Source organism: Dermacoccus sp. 147Ba, from assembly GCF_004151355.1.
Classification (GTDB): domain Bacteria; phylum Actinomycetota; class Actinomycetes; order Actinomycetales; family Dermatophilaceae; genus Dermacoccus; species Dermacoccus abyssi.
The window spans coordinates 142,823-164,593 of the sequence record NZ_SEHL01000007.1; the positions used below are offsets into that span (position 1 = coordinate 142,823).

The window sequence follows — 21,771 nt, forward strand, 5'->3', positions numbered from 1 at the left end:
GGCGCTCGTTCTTTCGAGCGTCATCGTAGGGCAGGGGCGGGGGTGGCCGCTCTCGCCCCGCGAAGCTCAGGAGTGACCGGTCCCGGCATGCTCGGTGTCCGGGCCGGTGTCGGTACGCCAACCGGCCAGGCGGCCACCCGCGCTCACTTCACGAATGCGCTGGGCGGCGAGACCACGCACCGACTCCTTCGTCACGACGAGGAGTTGGTCGCCGGCGCGCAGGACGCTGCGCTCGTTCGGGACGTATCCCTCGTCACCGTTGACGACGAGGGTGACGTTGGCTCCGACCGGCAGGCGCAGTTCGTACACGCGCACGCCGATGAGGCGTGAGGTCGGGCCCACCTTGACCTGGAGCATGTCGGCACCGAGGTCCGTCAGGGGCGTGTTCTCGACCTCCAGCTCGACGGTGTGGGCCTGCTCGTCGATGCCGAGGCGTTTGGCGACGAAGGGCAGGGTCGGGGCCTGCAGCAGGGTGAAGACGATGACGAGCACGAAGACGAGGTCGAAGATCCATCGCGTGTCGGACGCGCCGAGCGTCAGGGGCACGGTCGCGAGAACGACGGGTACCGCGCCGCGCAGTCCGGCCCAGGACAGGAAGACCTGCTCGCGCCACGAGAAACCGAACGGCGTCATCGACACGAGAACAGACGCCGGGCGCGCGATGAGGAGGAGGACGAATCCGACGACGATCGCCGGCACGAGCTGGTCGGCGAGGCGTGACGGCGATGCGAGCAGCCCGAGGAGAACGAACAGACCGATCTGTGCGAGCCACCCGAGGGCCTGACCGAACCCGCGCACCGCCTGACGGTGTGGGATGTTCATGTTCCCCAGAACGAGCGCGGCGAGATAAGTGGCGATGAAGCCGCTCGTGTGGACCGTCGCGGCTGCGGCGTACGCGAAGACGCCACCCGCGACGACGCCGATGGCGAACAGGCCGGACGAGCCCGGCGCGATGCGTTGCGAGAGTGAGCCCAGCACCCAGCCGACGAGCAGGCCGACGAGCGCGCCGCCAGCAAGTTCGAAGACAGCCGTTCCGGCGAGTTCGAGAATGGTGAGGTGCTCGCCGCCGGGTACGACCTCGCTGGCCAGCGCCACCACGAGGAGGACGACGGGGGCGTCGTTGAAGCCCGACTCGGCTTCGAGCACGCCGGTGAGGCGGTGCGGGAGAGGGACCTTGCGCAGCACGGAGAAGACGGCCGCGGCGTCTGTGGAGCTGACGATGGCGCCGAGCAGGAGCGAGGTCGACCACCCCAGGTCGAGCAACCAGTGGGTGAGTGCGCCGACCACGCCGACGGACACGAGGACGCCGAGCGTCGACAGGAGCAGTGCCGGGGCCACGGACGAGCGGATGCTGCGCCATTCCGTCGTCAGGCCGCCCTCGATGAGAATGAGCACGAGTGCGGCGTAGCCGAGAACCTGAGTGAGGTTGTCGTTGGAGAAGTCGATGCCGAAGCCGCCCTCGCCGAGCACGACGCCGATCGCGAGGTAGATCAGCAGGGTCGGCAGCCCGGAGCGGTTGGCCAGGCGCACCGCGGCGACCGCGACGAGGAGAACGAGGGAGCCGACGAGAAGAACGAAGGGAAGGTCGTCGGTACCGAAGCCCGTGCCGGCCGCTGATGCGATCATGCGCCGCCCCCTCCTACCCGCTCACCGTTCGTCGTCGCTCGGCATTATCTCAGGGGCTCGCGCAACCACGTGAGCCCGTTCACGGTGAGCACGGCGTCGACGCGCTCGTCGTGGGCCTGCGTGGGGAAGTCGACGCCGAACTCGTCCGGAAAGACGACGGCGATGACGGGCGTTCCCTCACGGCGCCGGGGGAGCGCTCGGTCGTAGCAGCCGCCTCCTTGCCCGAGCCGCTCCCCGCGCGCTCCGACGGCAAGGGCGGGTGCCACGACGACGTCGGCGAGCGCGATGGCGTCCTTGCCGAGATCCTCACCGGTTGCGAGGTCGCGCCACGACAGATCGAGGTCCTCGAGGGTGATGGGGACGATGACTCGGCCGTTCTCCAACAGGCGCGCGTTGAGCGGTTCGAGATTCGACTCGGTGTCGAGCGGCTCGAAGGTGGCGACGCACGACGCGGTGCGCAACGCCGGTTCCGCGAGACGGAGCAATCGCCGCCCGTCGGCCTCACGCTCGGACGTCTCACCCATGTCACGGCGGGCCCGTCGCGCGGCGCGCAACGTGCGCCGGACGGCACGTTTAGCCTCCCGTGACGCCGCGTTCACCTCCGGTTTCGTGGAAGCGTCGTTGTCACCCATGACGAGTAGCCTAGGAGACATGACTGAATCGACGACGCCCGCCATCCGACGCCGTGCGCGCAAGGCCGTCATCCCGGCCGCCGGCCTCGGTACCCGCTTCCTGCCCGCCACGAAGGCCATCCCGAAGGAGATGCTGCCGGTGGTCGACAAGCCGGCCATCCAGTACGTGGTGGAAGAAGCCGTCCGTGCGGGCGTGCCCGACATCGTGACGATCACCGGCCGTTCCAAGGCCTCCCTGGAAGATCACTTCGACCGCCACTGGGAGCTCGAGCAGGCCCTCGAGCGCAAGGGCGACGAGAAGCGCCTCAAGCGCGTGCGCAAGTCCAACGATCTGGGCGACGTGCACTTCGTCCGTCAGGGCGAGCCGAAGGGGTTGGGCCATGCCGTGCTCATCGGCAAGAACCACGTGGGTGACGAGCCGTTCGCCGTGTTGCTCGGTGACGACCTCATCGACGAGGGTGATCACCTCCTCGAGGAGATGATCGAGGCGCAGCTCAAGCACGGCGGTTCCGTCGTGGCCCTCATGGAGGTTCCGGCCGAACAGATCAACCTCTACGGCTGTGCCGAGGTGGAGCAGATCGACGGTGAGACCTCGGGCGTCGTGCGCGTCAAGGGCCTCGTGGAGAAGCCCTCGCCCGAGGAGGCACCGAGCAACCTGGCCATCATCGGCCGGTACGTGCTCGACCCGTCGATCTTCGAGGTGCTCGAGCGCACCGAGCCGGGCCGCGGCGGCGAGATCCAGCTCACCGACGCTCTGCAGGAGCGTGCGAACGCCACGGGTGACGGCGCGGGCGTGGTCGGCGTCGTGTTCAAGGGCAACCGCTACGACACGGGTGACCGTCTCGACTACCTCAAGGCCGTCGTGCGACTCGGCGTTCGTCACCACGACTTCGGTGACGACTTCCGGTCGTGGCTGCAGGAGTGGGTCACCACGGACGAGGGCAAGGGCAACGAGAAGCGCGCCTGACCCCCTGCTTCGAGCCGCCCCGGCAGCGCCCCCCGCGAGGGACGCCGCCGGGGCGGATCTCTTCGTGTGGCCGGTTGTCGGTGATGAGCGGCACAATGTCGGGGTGATCTCCCACGACGACCATCTCGCGCGCATCCTGGCGGCGGCGCCTGCGCCGCGGGTGGAGCGTCTCGCTGTGTCCGGCGGATCGCTGCTCGGACGCGTGCTCGCTGCGGACGTGAGGAGTGCCGTCGAGCTCCCGGCGTTCACCAACTCGGCGATGGACGGCTACGCCGTGCACTCCGCCGACGTGAACGAGCCCTGTGAGCTGCCCGTCGTCGGTGACATCGCTGCCGGAGACACTCGCTCCCTGAGCTGTGAGCCCGGCTCGACCTGGCGCATCATGACGGGCGCACCCATGCCCGAGGGAGCGGACGCCGTCGTGCCCGTGGAGCTGACCGACGGTGGCGTGGAGCGTGTGCGGTTCGAGGCGGCGGCCACGCCGGGCAACCACATCCGTCATGCCGGCGAGGACGTACGGGTGGGCGACCTGCTCCTGCCGCGGGGTACGCACGTGGCGCCGCACCACGTGGCGGTGCTCGCATCGAGCGGCGTCACGCAGGTCGATGTCGTCGCGCGGCCGCGCGTTGTCGTCGTCTCCACCGGTGACGAACTGCGGGCGGCCGGAAGCGAACTCGCCCACGGCCAGATCCACGACTCCAACGGCCCGATGCTCGCCGCGCTCGTCGAGGCCGCGGGGGCGCAACTCCTCGAACAGGTTCACCTGCCCGACGATGCCCGGGCTGTCTCGCAACTGCTCGAGCGGGCCGTGGAGAGCGCCGACGTCGTCATCACGACAGGCGGCGTGAGCGCCGGCGCGTTCGACGTCGTCAAGGAGGCACTCATCGACGCCGGCGACGTCACGTTCGACAAGGTTGCGATGCAGCCGGGCAAGCCGCAGGGGTTCGGGCTGCTCGGCGAGCGCCGCGTGCCCGTCTTCACCCTGCCCGGCAACCCGATGAGCACGCTGGTCTCCTTCCACGTCTTCGTCCTTCCGACGCTCGACGCCATGGGTGGGCGCCCTCCCCGCGAGTGCGAGCGCGCCGTGGTCGAGCGCGGGTGGACGTCGCCGCCCGGGCGTGCGCAGTTCGCGCGGGTCGCGGTGCGTCGTGACGATTCGGGGCGCCTCGTCATCCACCCGAACTCACGCCAGGGCTCGCATCACCTCGGCGAACTGGCCGAGGCGAACGCGCTCGCCCTCGTACCGGCCGACGTCGACGTGGTTCAGGCGGACGACGAGCTCGACATCCAGATGCTGCTGACGAAGGAGTGACATGAGCGATCTCACGCACGTGCGGGCCGACGGCAGCGCGCACATGGTCAACGTGGCGGGCAAGGCCGTGACGCAGCGCTCTGCCTCGGCCGCCGGGCGGGTGCTCCTGCACCCCGACGCCATTGCCGCTCTGCGGGACGGCGCAGTGCCCAAGGGTGACGCCATCGCCGTCGCCCGCATCGCGGGCCTTCAGGCGGCCAAGCGCACCCCGGAGCTCATCCCGCTCGCGCACCCCATCGCCGTGCACGGCGTCGAGGTCGATCTGGACGTGGCCGACGACGGCGTCGACATCCGCGCCACCGTGGTCACCGCGGACCGCACCGGCATCGAGATGGAGGCGCTCACGTGCGTCAGCGTCGCGGCGCTCGCGCTCATCGACATGGTCAAGGCGGTCGACAAGCACGCGCGCATCACGGACGTGCGGGTCGTCGCGAAGTCGGGCGGCCGAAGCGGTGACTGGCATGAGTGACGCCCGCGCTGTCGTCGTGACGTGCTCCACGCGCGCCGCGGCTGGGCAGTACGAGGACGAGACGGGGCCGGCCATCGTGAACTGGTTCGAGGACCGGGGATTCGAGGTCGCCTCCCAGGTCGTTCCCGACGGCGACGCGGTGGGCACCGCGATCGGCGCGGCCCTCGGCGTGGGCGCCGACGTCGTCATCACCACGGGTGGCACCGGCGTCGCGCCGAGCGACGCCACCCCGGAGCAGACGCGCCCCCACCTGTTGGCCGACCTTCCCGGTCTCGCCGAGGCGGTGCGCGCTCGCGGTGTTGCGGCGGGCATCCCGACGGCGGTGCTGTCGCGCGGTCTCGCCGGCGTTGCCGCGTCGGCCAACGCGACGGGCCGGGCGCTCGTCGTCAATCTGCCTGGGTCGAAGGGCGGCGTGAAGGACGGTCTCGCCGTGCTCGACGGCGTCCTCGACCACGTTCTCGACCAGTTGCACGGCGGTGCGCATTGAGCCGACGTCCGTGGCCTGTGACGATCGGTGGCGCCTGGAGCGGTTCGCGCATCGAGTTGCGGCCCCTGCATCCTCGTCGTGACCGCGAGGAGTGGAGCGCGTTGCGCCGCGAGAGCAGCGCGTGGACGGGGCCGTGGGATTCGACGAACCCCTATCCGCAGGAGGCGTTGACTTACCGCAAGGCCATCGCCTTCCAGGACGTCGAAGGGCGCGCGGGACGCCTGCTGCCGTGGGTCCTCACCGTCGACGGGCGCCTGGCGGGGCAGGTGCACGTGTTCAGCATCGTGCGCGGCGCCCAGCAAGGCGGCACCATCGGGTACTGGATTGCCGAGCGGTACGCGGGCCGGGGCATCACGCCGGCCGCAGTGGCCATGGCGATCGACCACTGCTTCGGTGTCGAGCGGCTGCACCGCATCGAGATCAACGTGCGCCCCGAGAACGTGAATTCGCTTCGGGTGGTGGAGAAACTCGGCCTCCGCGACGAGGGCGTGCGCCGTTCTTTCCTCCACATCGCGGGGGAGTGGCGTGATCACCGCACCTTCGCGGTGACGGCCGACGAGGTCGGTGCGGGCGGTCTCGTGGGGCGACTTTCGGGCTGATACCCGAAACCCGTCAGGAACGAGGCGCGACACGCCCGGCGTGTCTCACTCGTTGTGATGTGTTCGACCCATAGCCTTTGTGACGTGAGATCCAGCAGCCTGATTTTCTTCGTCATCTTTGCCGTGTGGGCTGCCTACATGCTCCAGCACTGGGTGCGGCGCCGCGAAGACCTCGCAACCGCCCGCACCGTCGACCGATTCTCGGAGGCGATGAGGATGCTCGAACGTCGAACGCCGGTGAAGGCGCAAGCGACTCGTCGCGACGAGGAGGCGAAGCCGACGCTGCTTCGCCCCCAGGTCTCGGTCAAGGGTGCCAAGCCCGCTGCTGACGCTGCTGGCACCGAATCGGTCGCTCCTGCTGCCGCTTCCACGTCGAAGGCGACGGAGCGCGTCGGTGGTCTTTCCCTCTCTTCCCCGGAGGTGAAGGCCGGCGCGCTCCTCGCCGCTCTGGCACTTCTCGTGCTCACGGTCGTGCTCGCGCCGTTCGGTGTCGTGCCGGCGTGGACGCCGCTGCTCGGTCTCGCTGCTGTCGGTGGCGTCGTCGTGTGGCTGCGCCGCAGCGCCATCGCGGCACGTCAGGCTCGCGCGGCCAAGCCGGCCGCTCGTCCGGTGCGCGCGCCCAAGGCGTCCGCCGAGGGTCCGACGAAGTCCGCCACCGTGGCGCCGACCGCGAAGGCTGCCGCTCCGGCTGCCACCTCGACGAAGCGTTCGCCGCTCGTTGCGCAGACGCCGGTCGAGCGTGAGGAAGCTGTCGAGGTCGTCGAGACCGAGACGCACACGGACGCCGTCGCGAAGGCCGAGGCCGAGGTGTTCGACGCCCGCCAGTGGGCGCCGGTCGACGTCCCACGCCCGACGTACACGATGAAGGCCAAGGCCGAGCGCGAGGAGGTCGCTCCTGCGGCCACGGTCGACGAGACCGACACCCGCCCGCTCGCCGCCCGCTACGAGAACGCACCCGTCGACGAGATTCCCTTCGATGGCATGGCCCTCGACGAGGACTACGACGAACTGCCCGAGGTCTACCGCGCCGGCTGACCCCGCCGCAACGTCCTGACGAAGGCGCCCATCGCTGTGAAGCGGTGGGCGCCTTCGTCCGTCGCGGGCTGGCTGCTGCGTGGGTCGCCCTGTGGCGGCGGAAAACTCCCAAGGTTGGGCCTTGTAGGCCTGCCGACGGCCATGCTCGGCGAACAAGGCCCAAGGTTGTGAGTTCTGCAGACGAGGGGTGCCTGAGTCGGGTGTCCGCCTCCAGGATTCGCACGATTTCGGCCATGTCATCGCGCACGACGACCGACCGACCGATGAAGCGATCGGCCGCAGTGTTCCTCATCGGGTTGCTCGCCGTCGCCACCGTGGCGTTCTGCGGCATCGGAGCGATGGCCTGGCGTCAGGCCGTGCAAGACCGCGCCACCGAGCCGGTGAAGGTGCACGGCGTGGTCACGGACCGGTTCTCGGGCGGCGGGGCAGTAAAGTCTCCGCGGCTGGCGATCTATTTCGATGATCGCCGGCTGGGGTTCATCGAGGGTGACAGGCGGATGGGGGAGGAAGTCGAGGTGTACCGCCTCGGCTCCGGCCAATACAGCTGGGACCGGCCGAGTGCGTACGGCCACCTGCTTCATCCCGCTGGCGCTACTCGCCTGGCTGATCCTCGTGACGTTCGCCGTGAGGAGCATCGTGCGCGGCCAGCGCGGGGCGGCGTCCACGCGAAGATGACGCGGGTGTCTCGGAGATGTCGACCGGGTGCCTGACGCTCGCCCTCGCAGCTCCTGCACAGGGCGGGAAGGATCCTTCCCTTGTGGTGTCCAAGGGGCCGGGTTGCGCGCAAGACGGGGAAATTTCGGCCCTTCTTGCGGGAGGCGGCCACTGGGGTGGGTTCCCCTCCGCGAGCTATGGGGACTCCGTCGGGCTCGCTGGCGCTCGCCCTCCTCCTCGAATCACAGAGTTCGATAAACGTCAGAACGGCCAGGACGGCCAGGACGGCCAGGACGAGAAGCGTGTCCTGGCCGTTCTGACGTTGGTGGAGCTATGGGGACTCCGCCGACCTCGCTCCGCTGCGGCGGCTCCTCGAATCGCCATGTCGATGGGTACGCCGAAGGGGCCGGACGAAAAGCGTGTCCGGCCCCTTCGGCGTACAAGTGGAGCTATGGGGATTCGAACCCCAGACCTTCTCATTGCGAACGAGACGCGCTACCAACTGCGCCATAGCCCCTTGAAGCGAGTGACACGTTACCACCGAGGTGAACACTCGGCCAACCGGTGTCGGCGAGCCGAAACCTCGCGCACACAACGGGGCCCGCCCTCCGCGAACGAAGAGCGGGCACGCCCGCACGAGCAACCCCGAGCGTCAGACCCTCGGCGGCCCGGACGGCGCGACGTCGTCGGCCACATCGGCAGTATCGGCCGACTCGACGGCCCTGATGATCTCGTCCTCGCTGCCCCCACGGAAGCCGTGCTTCGCCACACCGACCCCGATGACGACGGCCGCGAGGCCGAGCGTGAGGAACAGGTTGAGCTGCTGGTCCTCGCGCAGCGCCATCGCGCCCAGCGTGAACACGATGAACGCGATCGTCAGGTACGTCAACACCGGGAACGCCCACATGCGGACGGCCGGGCGCGCGCCCGCCTTGTCCATCGCCGCACGTGCGCGCAGCTGCGTCACGGCGATGACGATGTAGACGAACAGTGCGATCGCGCCAGACGTCGACAGCAGGTACGTGAAGATCTTCTCGGGCAGCAGATAGTTGCCGAACACCGCGAGGAAGCCCACCGCCACGGACGCCAGGATGGCCACCTGCGGCACGCCGCGCTTGTTCGTCGAGGCGAAGGCCTTCGGTGCGTCGCCGCGCTGACCGAGGCTGTAGGCCATGCGGCTGGCCGTGTAGAGCGCCGAGTTCAGACACGACGCAACCGCCGTCAGGATGACGAACGCGAGCACCGTCGCCAACTTGCTCAACCCCATGTTGTTGAGCGCCTCCTGGTAGGAACCGTTCTCCTGCAGCGAAGCGCTGTTCCACTTCGTCAGCGCGATGACGACGAAGATCGAGCCCAGGTAGAACAGCGAAATACGCCAGATGACGGAGTTCACGGCCTTGCGGATGCCCTCGACGGGGTTGTTCGACTCCGCCGCGGCGATCGTCACGATCTCCGTGCCCATGAAGGTGAACATCGTTGTGAGCATGGCCGCGAGCACGCCGCTCCAGCCGTCGGCGAAGAAGCCGTAGTCGGTGAAGCCGCTCAAGCCGGATGTGTGTGAACCGGGGAGCAGGCCGAGGATCGCAAACACACCGAGGCCGATGAACCCGACGATGGCGAGCACCTTGACGAGCGCGAACCAGAACTCGAACTCGCCGTAGTTCGCGACGGAGAACAGGTTCGTCACCGTGAGCAACGCCGTGATGATGAACGCGAACACCCACTGGGGCCAGTCGATCCAGCCGGAGAGGATCTTCGCGCCGGCCGTGGCCTCGACCGGGATGACGAGCACCCAGAACCACCAGTACAGCCAGCCGATCGAGAACCCGGCCCAGCGCCCCAGCGCGCGGTCGGCGTAGACGGAGAAGGAACCCGAGTCGGGGTTCGCCGTCGCCATCTCGCCGAGCATGCGCATGACGAGGACGACGAGCGTCCCGGCGAGCGCGTAGGAGATGAGAACGGACGGGCCGGCGAGCTTGATGGCTGCGGCCGAACCGACGAAGAGCCCGGCGCCGATGACGCCCGCAATCGAGATCATCGTGACGTGCCGCGGCTTGAGGCCGCTGCTCAGGGCCGACGGGCCGTCGGAGTCAGGCTGGGGTGCGTTCATGCGTCGCACTCTGCACCCGGCACCTGCCCCACGGCAATATGCACAATCGAAGTTTCGGCGATCGTGCCGGGATCGTGACCTGACGGGCTCGGGCCCCGACGCCGAGGGCCCGTCAGATCCAGGACGGTAGCCACATCCGCCAGCTCCAGTGACTGTGCGGGATGACCTGGGCCGTGTAGATCGGCCATAAGAAGATGAAGACGCCGACGGCCAGCACGACGTACGCGCCGACCACCCCCGCGCCGATACGTCGACGCTTGAGCGAGGCGTGCGCCGGGCCGAGGATGAGGCCGAGACAGTACGTCACCGCGAGGATGACGTAGGGCGCGAAAACGACGGCGTAGAACGTGAAGATCGTGCGCTCCTGGTAGCCGAACCAGGGCAGCCAGCCGGCCGCGATGAGGGCGAGCAGGACGCCGGGGCGCCAGTCGCGGCGCAACGCCCACATGAACAGGCACACGAGGATGGCGCCGATACCGGCCCACCAGATGCTCACGTTGCCGAGCGACGTGATGGCCTTCGAGCACTCGTTGACGCCGCACCCCTCGACGCCCCTGGCCGGGCTCTCGTAGAAGAACGACGTGGGGCGCGTCTGCGCCATCCAGGTCCACGGGTTCGACTGGTAGGTGTGCGGCGAGGTGATGCTCTTCGCCGAGTCGTACATCTGGATGTGGTACTGCCACAGGCTCCGCAGGGCGTCCGGCATCCACCCGAAGAGGCTCGAGTCGGGCGAGAAGCCGGTGTCCTTCGTCGCGGGGTTCTGTTCGGCCCAGTGACGACCCCAACCGTCGGTGGAGCGCAGCCAGCCGGCCCAGGTGACCAGGTACGTCAGGCAGGCCACGGGCACCATGATGAGCGCGCCGGTGAAGCCGTCCTTGACGATCGTGCTCGAGAACCAGCGGCGCGCCCCGATGGCGCGGCGGGCGCCCAGATCCCAGAAGACGCTCACGAGCCCGAGGGCGACGAGGTAGAAGCCGTCCGACCACTTCGTCGCCATGCCGAGGCCCAGGCAGACGGCGGCGACCCAACGCCACGGACGCAGACCGAGCGACGGCCCGCCGAGGCGCAGCCGCTGGCCGATCTTGTCGTCGCCGTCCCACGTGCCGTCGTTCTTGAGCGTGGCGACCTTGTGGGCGAGAAGGCGACGGGTGCGGTCGCGGTCGGCGAGGATCGCGACGAACGCGGCGAGCGCCCAGAAGCTGACGAGCCCGTCGAGCACCGACGTGCGCGACATGACGAACTCCATGCCCTCGAACGCGGTGAGGATCGCGGCGATCGTCGCGAGGGTGGCGGAACGGAACAGGTGCCAGGCGGCACGCCCGACGAGGAGCACCGCAAGCGTGCCGGCGAGCGCGACGGAGATGCGCCACCCGAACGACGATGTGATGCCGAACAGGTGCTCACCGGCGCCGATGACCCACTTGCCGAACGGCGGGTGGACGATGAAGTCCGGCTCCGGCCCGTAGACGGTGGCGACCTGGTTGTGCGTGAAGAACGCGTCGGGCTCGGGCATGTTCTCGGGCACCTTGCGCTCGTGCCCGTAGAGCATCATGGACCAGCCCTGCTTGACGTAATACGTCTCGTCGAACACGAGCTGGTGCGGTCGCCCGAGATCCCACAGGCGTAGGAACCCGGCCAGAACGGTGACGATCAGGGGGCCGATCCAGCCCCACAGCTTCGCCTTCGCGGTGAGCGGTTCGCCGAGCAGACGGCGGCGCAGATCGAGTTCTTCGCGCGAAACGTCGGTGGCGGGCTCGGCAGTCGCCGATTCGTCGTCGGGCTCGACGCTCGTGCTCGCATTCACCGTGGGCCGTCCTCAGAGGTCGTCCGGCGGCGTGCGCCGGGCGTGGAACCTTGCGCCCCGAGCCTAATCGGTGCGACCGGAGCGCGTGCACGAGCCGTGACACGATGGGCCGGTGAAGCAGATCTCGTCGTCCGAGGGCGCCCTCGTCTTGGCCGCCACCCCGATCGGTGACCCCGCAGACGCCGCGCCGCGCCTCGCGCAGGAACTCACCGATGCGCCGGTCGTCCTGGCCGAGGACACGCGCCGCACGAAGCGCCTGTGCGACGCCCTCGGCGTCACGCCGAGCGGCACGATGCTGAGTTACCACGAGCACAACGAGGCCCGCCGCACGCCGGAGATCGTCGAGCGCATCGCCGCGGGCGAGCGCGTCCTGCTCGTCACGGACGCCGGTATGCCGAGCGTCTCCGACCCGGGGTATCGCCTCGTCGCGGCGTGTGTCGAGCGCGACCTCGCGGTGACGTGTGTGCCCGGGCCGTCGGCCGTGCTCATGGCGCTCGCGGTGTCGGGCCTGCCCGTCGACCGGTTCTGCTTCGAGGGGTTCCCGCCGCGCAAGGCGGGGGAGCGTTCGCGCATGCTGGCGGGCCTCGCGGACGAGCAGCGCACGATGGTCTTCTTCGAGGCGCCGCACCGGTTGGCCGCGACGCTAGAGGCGATGGCGGAGGCGTTCGGCGGCGAGCGTCGCGCCGCCGTCTGTCGTGAGCTGACGAAGACCTACGAGGAGGTGCGCCGCGGCGCTCTCGCGGAACTCGCCGAATGGGCCGTCGAGGGGGCGCGGGGTGAGATCACCGTCGTCGTCGAGGGCGGTGCTGTGAAGGAGGTTTCGCTCGAGGACGGCGTCGCCACCGTGCTCGACCTCGCGAGTGGCGGCGTGCGCCTCAAGGACGCGTGTGCCCAGGTCGCGGAGGCCACGGGCCTGTCGAAGAAGGCGCTCTACGACGCGAGCATCGCGGCTCGCTGATCAGTCGAGGTTTGTGACGAAGTTCGTGCAGTCGGGGTCGAGCGGAGTGCGCAGTTCACCGCGGTCGGGGTCGCTCGGCGGGTAGCACGCCCATAGCACCTTCGTCAGGTTCCACGTCGACGCCGGCACGACGCCCTCGAGTTCGTGCGAGGTGCCCGCAGGTGACGGCGCGTCGAGGCGGGCGCGGACGTGAACGTCGTCGCCCTTGCGCTCGGCGGAGATGACGGTGACCGTTTTCGTCGCCACGTGCGCCGTCGACTTCTCGTGGGTGACGTTGCGCCACGTCTGCACGCCGGCAATGACGGTGACCGCCAGGACGGCTCCGATGAGGACGTTGCGGATACGCCGACGGCGTCGGATGCGACCTTCGATGTCCGGGTCGCGGTCGAGTCGGGGGAAGGCCATCGTCAGACCACCCCGGCGGCGCGGCGCCGATCGGCTCGTCGCTCACGCATGCGCACGACGCTGCGCCACGCGCGCCAGAGCATCCACGCGACGAGGAGCAGCAGGACGAGAGCCAGCACCGGCGCGAAGACGGCGGCGAGGCTCAGGGTGACGGCGGCGGCGTCCTCGGCGGTGGACAGGACAGGGGCGGCGAAGCCCGCCGTTCCGGCGTTCGCGACGGGTCGGGCCGCAGCCTTGCCGGTGTGGAAGATGCCGGCGACGATGGCGCCGCCGATGAGGCCGACCCACGGGTGATCGGTCATCCAGGCGGAGCTGTCGAGGTCGGCGGCCGCGGCGGTGGCGGCGAACACGACCGCGCCGGACGCGGGACGCACGACGGTGCCGAGGGCGTCATTGACGGAGTCGAGGGCCGGGATCTTGTCGACGACCACCTCGCCGATGAGAAGGACCGCCCCGATAACGATGGCCCACGTGCTCTCGACCCACTCGAACCCGGCCGGCAGGTTGACGACGTCCGTGAAGCGCGCGAGGAGCGCCACGAGGAGGAACGGGATGTAGGCGTTGAGGCCTGCCGCAGCGGAGAGTCCCGCACCGGTCAGTGCAGCGAACATGGGCGTTCCTTGTCGTCAAAGCGTCAAAACATTGCGACAACTGTGGCACACGCACCCCTATTCCCCGATTCTGTAGTCGTTGCGCGTCACCTATGACGCGCAACGACTACAGAATCGGCCTGTCGTGAACGCCACGGGGCTGATTTGTCGGCGCCTCCTAGACTGGCCCGCATGACCAAGGTGCTTTCCGCTGTTGCCTGGCCGTATGCCAACGGCCCCCGTCACATCGGGCACGTCGCCGGTTTCGGTGTGCCCTCCGATGTCTACAGCCGCTACATGCGGATGGCCGGCCACGACGTCCTCATGGTGTCGGGTACGGACGAGCACGGCACCCCGATCGTCATCATGGCGGAGAAGGCGGGCAAGACCCCGCAGGAGTTCGCGGACGAGAACGCGAGCATCATCGTCGACGACCTCGTCGGCCTCGGCCTGTCGTACGACCTGTTCACCCGCACGACGACGGCCAACCATTACGACGTCGTGCAGAAGCTGTTCCTCGCCCTGTACGAGAACGGCTACATGGTCGAGCAGACGACGAGCGGCGCCATCAGCCCGTCGACCGGCCGCACGCTGCCCGACCGCTACATCGAGGGCACCTGCCCGATCTGCAAGTACCCCGAGGCGCGCGGCGATCAGTGCGACAACTGCGGTAACCAGCTCGACCCCACCGATCTCATCGACCCGAAGTCGAAGATCAACGGCGAGACGCCGGAGTTCATCGAGACGCAACACTTCTTCCTCGACCTTCCGGCCCTCGCCGACGCCCTCGCGGCGTGGCTCGACGGCCGTGAGGCGGCGGGCTCGTGGCGCCCGAACGTCATCAAGTTCAGCCAGAACATCCTCAAGGAGATCCGTCCGCGCGCCATGACGCGCGACATCGACTGGGGCATCCCGGTGCCGCTCGACGGCTGGCGCGACCTGCCGACGAAGCGCCTCTACGTGTGGTTCGACGCCGTCGTCGGCTACCTGTCGGCGTCCATCGAGTGGGCGCGCCGCCTCGGCGAGCCCGACAAGTGGCGCGAGTGGTGGAACGCCGACGTGGCGCGCCAGCTCGTCGACCAGACCGCGGCCGCGAGCGAAGCGAGCACCGGTGACGCGACGAGCGCAGCGAGGAGCGGCGCCCAGAAGACATCAGAAGTACTTCGCGATGATCGCGACGAAGGAGCGATCATCTCGAAGTACTTCATGGGGAAGGACAACATCACCTTCCACAGTCAGATCTGGCCCGCGGAGCTTCTCGGTGCGAACGGTGAGGGCTCGAAGGGCGGTTCGGTGAGCGAGTTCGGTCGCCTGGAGTTGCCCAGCGAGGTCGTGAGTTCCGAGTTCATGACGATGGAGGGCAAGCAGTTCTCCACGAGCCGCGGGCACGTCATCTACGTCAAGGACGTCGTGGAGCGTTACGGCCCGGATCCGCTGCGCTACTTCATCTGTGCGGCCGGGCCGGAGGCGCAGGACGCCGACTTCACGTGGGCAGAGTTCGTGCAGCGCAACAACTCCGAGCTCGTCGCGGGCTGGGGCAACCTCGTCAACCGCACGGCGAACATGATCCACAAGAACTTCGGTGAGATCCCGTCCCCGGGCGAGCTCGAGGACGTCGATCGCGCCGTGCTCGAGCAGGTGCGCGGCGGCTTCGCCACCGTCGGATCGCTCATCGAGCGCAACCGACTCAAGGCGGCGCTCACGGAGACGATGCGCCTCGTCGGTGAGGCCAACCGCTACGTCACCGTGACGGAGCCGTTCAAGCTCAAGGGCGACGATCAGCGCGAACGTCTCGCGACGGTGCTGCACACGCTGGCTCAGTGTGTCGTCGACCTCAACACGATGATGGCGCCGTTCGTGCCGTTCTCGGCCAACCTCGTGCACGAGGTCATGGGCGGCGAGGGCGAGTTCATGCCGATGCCGGTGGCGAAGGAGGTCACCGACCTCGACGACGGCCGCCCGTACCGCATCATCACGGGCGAGTACTCGAACACGCCGTGCTGGCAGCCGCGCGACATCACGCCGGGCACGCCGGTCGCCAAGCCGAAGCCCGCGTTCAAGAAGTTCGACCCGTCGGTCGTCGACGAGGAACTCGAGCGGATGAACGCCTCGGCCTGAGCCGAGGGCGAACACCCCGCGAGGAGGGGCGATGAACGACGAGAACCGCACGTACCGCGACAAGCCGGAGGCGCCTCAACCGTTGCCGCTGGCCGTCGTCGACAACCACACGCACCTCGACATCAGCCGTGACGGGGCGCCGACGCCCGACGTTCGCCGCACGATCGACGAAGCGGTGGCGGTCGGCGTCGACCGCATGGTGCAGGTCGGGTGCGATCTCGACGGAGCGCGCTTCACCGAACGCGTCATCGACGAGCACCCCGAGCTTCTCGGCGCGGTCGCGCTGCACCCCAACGAGGTGCCGAAGCTCGCCGAGGCGAGCGAGTTGGACGCGGCGTACCTCGAGATCGAGCGCATCGCCCAGCACTCCCGGGTGCGCGCGGTGGGGGAGACGGGCCTCGACTACTTCCGCACCGGCCCCGACGGCATCGCCGTGCAGCAGAGCGGTTTCCGCTGGCACATCGCCCTCGCGAAGAAGCTCGGCAAGGCACTGCAGATCCACGACCGTGACGCGCACGACGACGTCATGCGCATCCTCGCCGAGGACGGCGCGCCGGACGTCACGGTGCTGCACTGCTTCAGCGGTGACGTCGAGATGGCGCGCGAGTGCGTCGAGCGCGGGTACTACGTCTCGGTGGCGGGCGTCGTCACGTTCAAGAACGCGCGTGATCTGCGCGACGCCCTGGCCCAGGTGCCGCTCGAGAACCTGCTCGTCGAGACGGACGCTCCGTATCTGACGCCGTCGCCGCACCGCGGCGCGACGAACGCCCCCGCGCTCGTGCCCCTCACGGTGCGCGCCCTGGCCGAGGTCAAGAACGTCGACGTCTCGACGCTCTGCGCGGCCCTGAGCGAGAACTCGGAGCGCGTCTACGGACCGTGGTGAACGCCTCGTACCCCGGCAGGTCCGAGTCGCTCGAGGCACCGATAGGAGCCGATGATGTGACGAACGCCACACGCACGGCTTTTCGCCTGCGATAGCGCGTGTTTCAGGGTAGCCCCGCCTGCCTCGCGTTACATTTTCGTTACCTTGGTTTGATCCGTGCCCGTGCTTTCGGCAAGGTGTATCTGGTTCGCCCGAGTCTGGATCACCGGACGCGCCGCCCCTCGAAGGGGGCTTCGGCCACGTTCTCATCAGGAACGTCAGCCTTCCCGCTGTTACCGCAGCGTGCGCGTGCCCCCAGTGCCGGGACCTACGACATCGGAGCATGATGACCAACCTCACCAGCCGCACCACGTCCCGCTCGCTCGCCGCCGTCGCTGCTGTTGCGGCCGCCTCGACGCTCGCTGCCTGCGGCACGTCCGACTCGAACACGGCGTCCGACGTTCCCACGATCAGCTCGAGCTCGTCGAGCTCCTCCTCCTCCTCCACGCCGTCCCCGAGCACGTCCTCGGCGAAGCCGTCGGAGAGCGCCACGTCCAAGCAGACGCAGGCCACCAAGAACGACTCGAAGCGCGCTTCGCGCTCGCAGGCCCGCCAGGCCGCCCCGGCTCTCACGTACGTGAACTGGACCCAGGTCGAGGCCGTCCCGAACAAGACGGTTTACGTCTACAGCAAGGACATGCCCAAGGGCACGTCCAAGGTGACGCAGGCCGGCCGCGACGGCGCCGCCACCGTCACGTACCGCTCCGCCAAGAAGGGCGAGCGTGTCGTCTCCTCGAAGTCGATCGACTCCAAGGTGACCAAGAGCGCCGTGCGCCGCGTCATCACGATCGGCACGGGTCAGGCCCAGACCGCCCAGCCGCAGGCTCAGAAGCAGGTCTCGCGCTCGCAGGCCCGTCAGGCTGTGACGCAGCAGTCCGCACCGAAGAAGCAGCAGTCCGCACCGAAGAAGCAGCAGTCCGCGGCTCCCGGCGGCAGCTCGCGCTCCGGCTACTGGAACCGCATCGCCTCGTGCGAATCGGGCAACAACTGGAGCATCAACACCGGTAACGGCTTCTACGGTGGTCTGCAGTTCACGCAGCAGACGTGGGCCGGCTTCGGCGGTACGGCGTACGCGCCGCGCGCCGACCTCGCCACCCCGGCGCAGCAGATGGCGATCGCCGACAAGGTCCTCGCCGTGCAGGGCCCGGGCGCTTGGCCGGTCTGCCACAAGCGCTGACCAACAGGTCGTTCGTGACGAAGCGGTCGTCTCCTTCGGGAGGCGGCCGCTTCTCGCATGCCCGATAGGGTGGGCGCATGGTTGACGACGCCGCGCAGGCTGCACGTACCGAGCCCGGCGAGACGCGGGGGTTGCTGTCGGCCGCTGACATTCGGGCGCTCGCCGAGCGTCTCGGGGTTCGCCCGACGAAGACGTGGGGGCAGAACTTCGTCATCGACCCGAACACGGTGCGCAAGATCGTGCGCCTCGCCGGGGTGGGGCCGGGCGACCACGTCGTCGAGGTCGGCCCGGGGCTCGGGTCCTTGACGCTCGCGTTGCTGCCGCAGGTCGCCGGCGTCACGGCCATCGAGGTGGATCCGAACCTCGCGGCGCAGCTACCCGCCACCGTCGAGACGATCGCGCCGGCCGATGCCGACAAGCTCACCCTCGTCCAGGCCGACGCGCTCACGGTCACGTCGTTGCCCCACGAGCCGACGGCGCTCGTCGCGAACCTGCCGTACAACGTGTCGGTGCCGGTGGTTCTCAACTTCCTCGAGTTCTTCGCCTCCCTCGAGCGCGTGCTCGTCATGGTGCAGCTGGAGGTGGCGCAGCGCCTCGCGGCCGAGCCAGGCAGCAAGGTCTACGGTGTCCCGAGCGTCAAGGCGGCTTGGTACGCCGACGTTCGCCTCGCCGACCGTGTCGGACGCAACGTCTTCTGGCCCGCTCCCAACGTCGACTCCGGTCTCGTCGCGATGGCGCGCCGCGATCCGCCGACGACGAGCGCGTCGCGCGAGAGCGTCTTCGCCTGCATCGACGCGGCATTCGCGCAGCGTCGCAAGACGCTGCGGGCGGCGCTGGCGGGGTGGGCCGGCGGTGCCGACAAGGCCGAGGCAGCGCTCGTCGCGGCCGGCATCGACCCGCGTACCCGCGGTGAACGCCTCGGCATCGAGGAGTTCGCGGCCATCGCCGCAGCGCGAGAGGCCATGGGCGACACGCCGCGTGCATAGGGTGGGGGCATGACCGCTGAGATCGCACGTGCCACCCGGGTCGTCGTTCGGGTTCCCGCCAAGGTGAATCTCGAGCTGCGGGTCGGTCCGTTGCGCGACGACGGTTTCCACGACCTCGCCACCACGTTCCACGCCGTCGACATCTTCGACGAGGTGACGGTGACGCCGGACGCCGAGTTCTCCGTCAGCGTCACGGGCGTGGGTGAGGACAAGGTGCCCACCGACGAGACCAACCTCGCCTACCGCGCGGCGGCGCTGCTCGCCGAGCGCTTCGACGTCGAGGAGCGGTGCGCGATCCGTATCGTCAAGGCCATCCCGGTGGCGGGCGGCATGGCCGGCGGTTCGGCCGACGCGGCCGCCACCCTCGTCGCGTGCGACACCCTGTGGGGGCTCGACCTGCGCCGACACGAGCTCGAGGAGATCGCCGCCGAGCTCGGATCCGACGTGCCGTTCGCCCTCACCGGGGGCACCGCGCTCGGTACGGGCCGCGGCGAGCAGATCGTCCCGGTGCTCGCCACCGGTACCTTCGAGTGGCTGTTCGCGCTCACGCACGAGGGGCTCTCGACCCCGTCCGTGTACGCCGAGTGCGACCGGCTGCGCGAGGGTGAGGACGTGCCCGAGCCGCAGCCGTCCGACGGTTTGCTCGCGAGCCTGCGTTCGGGTGACGTGCACGGCGTCGCGCTCGCCATGCACAACGACCTCGAGTCGGCCGCCCTGTCGCTCATGCCGTCACTGCGCCCGCTCATGGAGATGGGCCTCGAGATGGGGGCGCTGTGCGCGCTCGTGTCCGGTTCGGGCCCCACGGTCGCGTTCCTGCTCAAGGATCGGCAGGACGCCGTCGCCCTGCGGCGCGTGCTGGAAGCCGGTGGCCTGGCGGACGACTTCGTCCACGCCAGTTCGACGCCCCACGGCGCCCAGGTGCTCGTCGTCGACTGACGCAGGCCCTCAGGTTTGGGCGGCCCGCCGCGGTGGGGGAGAATCGCGGCCATGGTCAACCTCGTCTCCGCTGAGAAGATCTCACTCGCCCTCGGCACCCAGCAGTTGCTCGACGACGTGTCGCTGGGCATCTCCGGCGGCGACCGCATCGGCATCGTGGGCCGCAACGGTGGGGGCAAGTCGACGCTGCTCAAGGTGCTCGCGGGCGTGCACGCCGTCGACGGCGGCCGCCTCACCCGCACGAACGGCCTGACGCTCGGCATGCTGACGCAGACCGACACGATTCCACCGGAATCGACCGTCCTCGACGCCGTCGTGGGCGACCGCGCGGAGCACGAGTGGGCCGGTGACGCGCGCATCCGCGACGTCATCAACGGGCTCATCCCGGGCATGGAGCTCTCCGACGTCGTCGGCCCGAAGTCGGGTGGTGAGCGCCGCCGCATCGCGCTCGCGCGCCTCCTCGTCGACGACCCCGACCTCCTTCTGCTCGACGAGCCCACCAACCACCTCGACGTCGAGGGCGTCCAGTGGCTCGCCACGTTCCTGTCGACGCGCCGCAACCGGCCCGGTACGGCGCTCGTCACGATCACCCACGACCGGTGGTTCCTCGACGCGACGAGCACGAACACGTGGGAAGTCATCGACGGCCGCGTCGAGCAGTACGAGGGCGGGTACGCAGCCTTCGTCCTGGCGAAGGCCGAGCGAGCGCGCATCGCCGCCGTCACGGAGGAGCGTCGGCAGAACCTCCTGCGCAAGGAGCTCGCCTGGCTGCAGCGCGGGGCGCCGGCGCGCACGAGCAAGCCGAAGTTCCGCATCGACGCCGCGAACGAGCTCATCAAGAACGAGCCGGACCCGCGCAACGACGTCGAACTCGTGCGCTTCGCGACGACGCGCCTGGGCAAGGACGTCGTCGACCTCATCGACGCGTCGATCACCGTCGGCGGGCGGGAGCTGCTCGCCAAGCAGACGTGGCGCCTCGCTCCGGGTGAGCGCACGGGCATCGTCGGGGTGAACGGTGCGGGCAAGTCGACGCTGCTGCGCGCGATCGCCGGGCAGCAGGAGCTGTCGGCGGGCAAGCGCAAGGAGGGCAAGACCGTCAAAATCGCGTACCTGACGCAGGAGGTGCGCGAACTCGACACGGTGGAGGGCTGGCGCGTCATCGAGGCCATCACCGACGTCGCGAGCTACATCGTGCTCGACGGCAAGGAGACCTCCGCCTCGCAGCTGGCGAAGCGGCTCGGGTTTTCGGGCGGGCGTCAGCAGTCGCGCGTCTCCGAGCTGTCGGGTGGTGAGCGTCGGCGTCTGCAGTTTCTGCGCCTGCTCATGGCCGAGCCGAACGTCCTGCTGCTCGACGAGCCGACGAACGATCTCGACATCGAGACGCTGACGTCGATGGAGGACGTGCTCGACGGCTGGGCGGGCACCCTGCTCGTCGTCTCGCACGACCGGTACCTCCTCGAGCGCATGTGTGACCGTCAGGTCGCGCTGCTCGGCGACGGCAAGATTCTTGACCTCGTCGGTGGCGTCGAGCAGTACCTCGAACTGCGCAAGCACCACCTCGAGGCGCAGGCGGCGTTCGAGCGTCAGGGCGCCGCGGCCAAGGGCGTCGACGCAACATCGCTCGCTGAGGGCGACGCCGCTCCGGCGCGCCAGGTCTCGGCCGCCGAAGAGCGCGAGGCGCGCAAGACGGTGGCGCGCATCGAGCGTCAGCTCGCGAAGGTGGCCGACCGCGAGGCGAAGCTGCACGACGAACTCGCCGCCGCGGCGAGCGACTACGGCAGGGCCGCCGAGATCAACGTGAAGTTGCAGGCCGTGCTCGACGAGAAGGAGGGCCTCGAGCTCGAGTGGCTCGAGGCGGCCGAACTCCTCAGCTGACGACGGCGCACGAAGACGACGCCCGGTCGGACCCCACGGTCCGACCGGGCGTTCGCGTATCTGGCCACACTAGTTTTGAACACGTTCAAAAAGGCGTAGTGTTCCTCCC

At 69.2% G+C, this 21,771-nt stretch carries 20 protein-coding genes and 1 tRNA gene; 14 read left to right on the plus strand and 7 right to left on the minus strand.

Annotated elements, in window-relative coordinates; genetic code table 11:
• Positions 1 to 66 precede the first annotated feature (66 nt).
• Positions 67 to 1,626 carry a potassium/proton antiporter gene (locus tag EVU97_RS10660; RefSeq protein WP_129665684.1) on the minus strand — a complete coding sequence of 520 codons (1,560 nt, stop codon included), beginning with the start codon at positions 1,624 to 1,626 and terminating at the stop codon, positions 67 to 69.
• A gap of 44 nt (positions 1,627 to 1,670) precedes the next feature.
• The gene (locus EVU97_RS10665) at positions 1,671 to 2,258 is read right to left on the minus strand and encodes a 5-formyltetrahydrofolate cyclo-ligase (protein ID WP_165357942.1); all 588 of its coding nucleotides are present in this window, start codon (positions 2,256 to 2,258) and stop codon (positions 1,671 to 1,673) included.
• A 19-nt stretch (positions 2,259 to 2,277) separates the two neighbouring features.
• Here EVU97_RS10665 and galU point away from each other — a divergent pair, with 19 nt between their 5' ends.
• The 7 genes from galU to EVU97_RS10700 all read left to right on the plus strand — a co-directional run bounded on the left by galU (position 2,278) and on the right by EVU97_RS10700 (position 7,837).
• A complete protein-coding gene (gene galU / locus EVU97_RS10670) occupies positions 2,278 to 3,225 on the plus strand; it encodes a UTP--glucose-1-phosphate uridylyltransferase GalU (RefSeq protein WP_129665688.1) in 948 nt (315 codons plus the stop codon).
• Between the two features lie 103 nt (positions 3,226 to 3,328).
• The gene (glp, locus tag EVU97_RS10675; protein ID WP_129665690.1) at positions 3,329 to 4,537 is read left to right on the plus strand and encodes a gephyrin-like molybdotransferase Glp; all 1,209 of its coding nucleotides are present in this window, start codon (positions 3,329 to 3,331) and stop codon (positions 4,535 to 4,537) included.
• A gap of 1 nt (position 4,538) precedes the next feature.
• Entirely contained in the window at positions 4,539 to 5,006 is a 468-nt protein-coding gene (moaC, locus tag EVU97_RS10680) for a cyclic pyranopterin monophosphate synthase MoaC (protein ID WP_129665692.1), read from the plus strand.
• Positions 4,999 to 5,493 (plus strand): molybdenum cofactor biosynthesis protein B, encoded by a 495-nt coding sequence (locus EVU97_RS10685; RefSeq protein WP_129665695.1) that lies wholly within the window; start codon positions 4,999 to 5,001, stop codon positions 5,491 to 5,493. Before moaC ends, EVU97_RS10685 begins: the two co-directional genes overlap by 8 nt.
• Before the next feature lie 17 nt (positions 5,494 to 5,510).
• Complete coding sequence (locus EVU97_RS10690; RefSeq protein ID WP_240730207.1) at positions 5,511 to 6,092, plus strand: GNAT family N-acetyltransferase; 582 nt, start codon at positions 5,511 to 5,513, stop codon at positions 6,090 to 6,092.
• 84 nt (positions 6,093 to 6,176) lie between these two features.
• Positions 6,177 to 7,127, plus strand: a complete 951-nt coding sequence (locus EVU97_RS10695) for a hypothetical protein (RefSeq protein WP_129665699.1) — start codon at positions 6,177 to 6,179, stop codon at positions 7,125 to 7,127.
• A gap of 233 nt (positions 7,128 to 7,360) precedes the next feature.
• Positions 7,361 to 7,837: a hypothetical protein gene (locus EVU97_RS10700; protein ID WP_129665701.1), complete on the plus strand. Its 477-nt coding sequence runs from the start codon at positions 7,361 to 7,363 to the stop codon at positions 7,835 to 7,837.
• A 388-nt stretch (positions 7,838 to 8,225) separates the two neighbouring features.
• On the opposite strand, the gene EVU97_RS10705 is transcribed toward EVU97_RS10700, so the two are convergent.
• From EVU97_RS10705 to EVU97_RS10715, 3 genes are all read right to left on the minus strand, one after another.
• Positions 8,226 to 8,298 (minus strand) — tRNA-Ala (locus EVU97_RS10705).
• 135 nt (positions 8,299 to 8,433) lie between these two features.
• Positions 8,434 to 9,891, minus strand: a complete 1,458-nt coding sequence (locus EVU97_RS10710; RefSeq protein WP_129665702.1) for an amino acid permease — start codon at positions 9,889 to 9,891, stop codon at positions 8,434 to 8,436.
• A 112-nt stretch (positions 9,892 to 10,003) separates the two neighbouring features.
• A complete protein-coding gene (locus tag EVU97_RS10715) occupies positions 10,004 to 11,695 on the minus strand; it encodes a dolichyl-phosphate-mannose--protein mannosyltransferase (protein ID WP_129665704.1) in 1,692 nt (563 codons plus the stop codon).
• A 121-nt stretch (positions 11,696 to 11,816) separates the two neighbouring features.
• On the opposite strand from EVU97_RS10715, the gene rsmI reads away from it, so the two are divergent.
• The gene (gene rsmI, locus EVU97_RS10720; RefSeq protein ID WP_129665774.1) at positions 11,817 to 12,653 is read left to right on the plus strand and encodes a 16S rRNA (cytidine(1402)-2'-O)-methyltransferase; all 837 of its coding nucleotides are present in this window, start codon (positions 11,817 to 11,819) and stop codon (positions 12,651 to 12,653) included.
• On the opposite strand, the gene EVU97_RS10725 is transcribed toward rsmI, so the two are convergent.
• The gene (locus EVU97_RS10725) at positions 12,654 to 13,058 is read right to left on the minus strand and encodes a hypothetical protein (RefSeq protein WP_129665706.1); all 405 of its coding nucleotides are present in this window, start codon (positions 13,056 to 13,058) and stop codon (positions 12,654 to 12,656) included.
• Between the two features lie 2 nt (positions 13,059 to 13,060).
• Entirely contained in the window at positions 13,061 to 13,669 is a 609-nt protein-coding gene (locus EVU97_RS10730) for a DUF4126 domain-containing protein (protein ID WP_129665708.1), read from the minus strand.
• Between the two features lie 171 nt (positions 13,670 to 13,840).
• Here EVU97_RS10730 and metG point away from each other — a divergent pair, with 171 nt between their 5' ends.
• The 6 genes from metG (at position 13,841) to EVU97_RS10760 (ending at position 21,662) form a co-directional block, all read left to right on the plus strand.
• Complete coding sequence (gene metG / locus EVU97_RS10735) at positions 13,841 to 15,766, plus strand: methionine--tRNA ligase (RefSeq protein ID WP_129665710.1); 1,926 nt, start codon at positions 13,841 to 13,843, stop codon at positions 15,764 to 15,766.
• A 31-nt stretch (positions 15,767 to 15,797) separates the two neighbouring features.
• The gene (locus EVU97_RS10740) at positions 15,798 to 16,649 is read left to right on the plus strand and encodes a TatD family hydrolase (protein WP_129665712.1); all 852 of its coding nucleotides are present in this window, start codon (positions 15,798 to 15,800) and stop codon (positions 16,647 to 16,649) included.
• A gap of 325 nt (positions 16,650 to 16,974) precedes the next feature.
• Positions 16,975 to 17,865, plus strand: coding sequence for a resuscitation-promoting factor (locus EVU97_RS15390; RefSeq protein ID WP_129665714.1), 891 nt, complete (start codon positions 16,975 to 16,977; stop codon positions 17,863 to 17,865).
• A gap of 77 nt (positions 17,866 to 17,942) precedes the next feature.
• Entirely contained in the window at positions 17,943 to 18,851 is a 909-nt protein-coding gene (rsmA, locus tag EVU97_RS10750) for a 16S rRNA (adenine(1518)-N(6)/adenine(1519)-N(6))-dimethyltransferase RsmA (protein ID WP_129665716.1), read from the plus strand.
• Positions 18,852 to 18,860: 9 nt separating this feature from the next.
• Positions 18,861 to 19,787, plus strand: coding sequence for a 4-(cytidine 5'-diphospho)-2-C-methyl-D-erythritol kinase (locus EVU97_RS10755; protein WP_129665718.1), 927 nt, complete (start codon positions 18,861 to 18,863; stop codon positions 19,785 to 19,787).
• A gap of 51 nt (positions 19,788 to 19,838) precedes the next feature.
• Positions 19,839 to 21,662 (plus strand): ABC-F family ATP-binding cassette domain-containing protein, encoded by a 1,824-nt coding sequence (locus EVU97_RS10760; RefSeq protein WP_129665720.1) that lies wholly within the window; start codon positions 19,839 to 19,841, stop codon positions 21,660 to 21,662.
• Positions 21,663 to 21,771: the final 109 nt, after the last annotated feature.

Excerpts from the sequence above, each read along its gene's own strand:
- EVU97_RS10660 (WP_129665684.1), bottom strand. The coding sequence starts at position 1,626 with ATGATCGCATCAGCGGCCGGCACGGGCTTCGGTACCGACGACCTTCCC.
- EVU97_RS10665 (WP_165357942.1), bottom strand. The coding sequence starts at position 2,258 with ATGGGTGACAACGACGCTTCCACGAAACCGGAGGTGAACGCGGCGTCA.
- galU (WP_129665688.1), top strand. The coding sequence starts at position 2,278 with ATGACTGAATCGACGACGCCCGCCATCCGACGCCGTGCGCGCAAGGCC.
- moaC (WP_129665692.1), top strand. The coding sequence starts at position 4,539 with ATGAGCGATCTCACGCACGTGCGGGCCGACGGCAGCGCGCACATGGTC.
- EVU97_RS10685 (WP_129665695.1), top strand. The coding sequence starts at position 4,999 with ATGAGTGACGCCCGCGCTGTCGTCGTGACGTGCTCCACGCGCGCCGCG.
- EVU97_RS10700 (WP_129665701.1), top strand. The coding sequence starts at position 7,361 with ATGTCATCGCGCACGACGACCGACCGACCGATGAAGCGATCGGCCGCA.
- EVU97_RS10710 (WP_129665702.1), bottom strand. The coding sequence starts at position 9,891 with ATGAACGCACCCCAGCCTGACTCCGACGGCCCGTCGGCCCTGAGCAGC.
- EVU97_RS10725 (WP_129665706.1), bottom strand. The coding sequence starts at position 13,058 with ATGGCCTTCCCCCGACTCGACCGCGACCCGGACATCGAAGGTCGCATC.
- EVU97_RS10730 (WP_129665708.1), bottom strand. The coding sequence starts at position 13,669 with ATGTTCGCTGCACTGACCGGTGCGGGACTCTCCGCTGCGGCAGGCCTC.
- metG (WP_129665710.1), top strand. The coding sequence starts at position 13,841 with ATGACCAAGGTGCTTTCCGCTGTTGCCTGGCCGTATGCCAACGGCCCC.
- EVU97_RS10740 (WP_129665712.1), top strand. The coding sequence starts at position 15,798 with ATGAACGACGAGAACCGCACGTACCGCGACAAGCCGGAGGCGCCTCAA.
- EVU97_RS15390 (WP_129665714.1), top strand. The coding sequence starts at position 16,975 with ATGACCAACCTCACCAGCCGCACCACGTCCCGCTCGCTCGCCGCCGTC.
- rsmA (WP_129665716.1), top strand. The coding sequence starts at position 17,943 with ATGGTTGACGACGCCGCGCAGGCTGCACGTACCGAGCCCGGCGAGACG.
- EVU97_RS10755 (WP_129665718.1), top strand. The coding sequence starts at position 18,861 with ATGACCGCTGAGATCGCACGTGCCACCCGGGTCGTCGTTCGGGTTCCC.
- EVU97_RS10760 (WP_129665720.1), top strand. The coding sequence starts at position 19,839 with ATGGTCAACCTCGTCTCCGCTGAGAAGATCTCACTCGCCCTCGGCACC.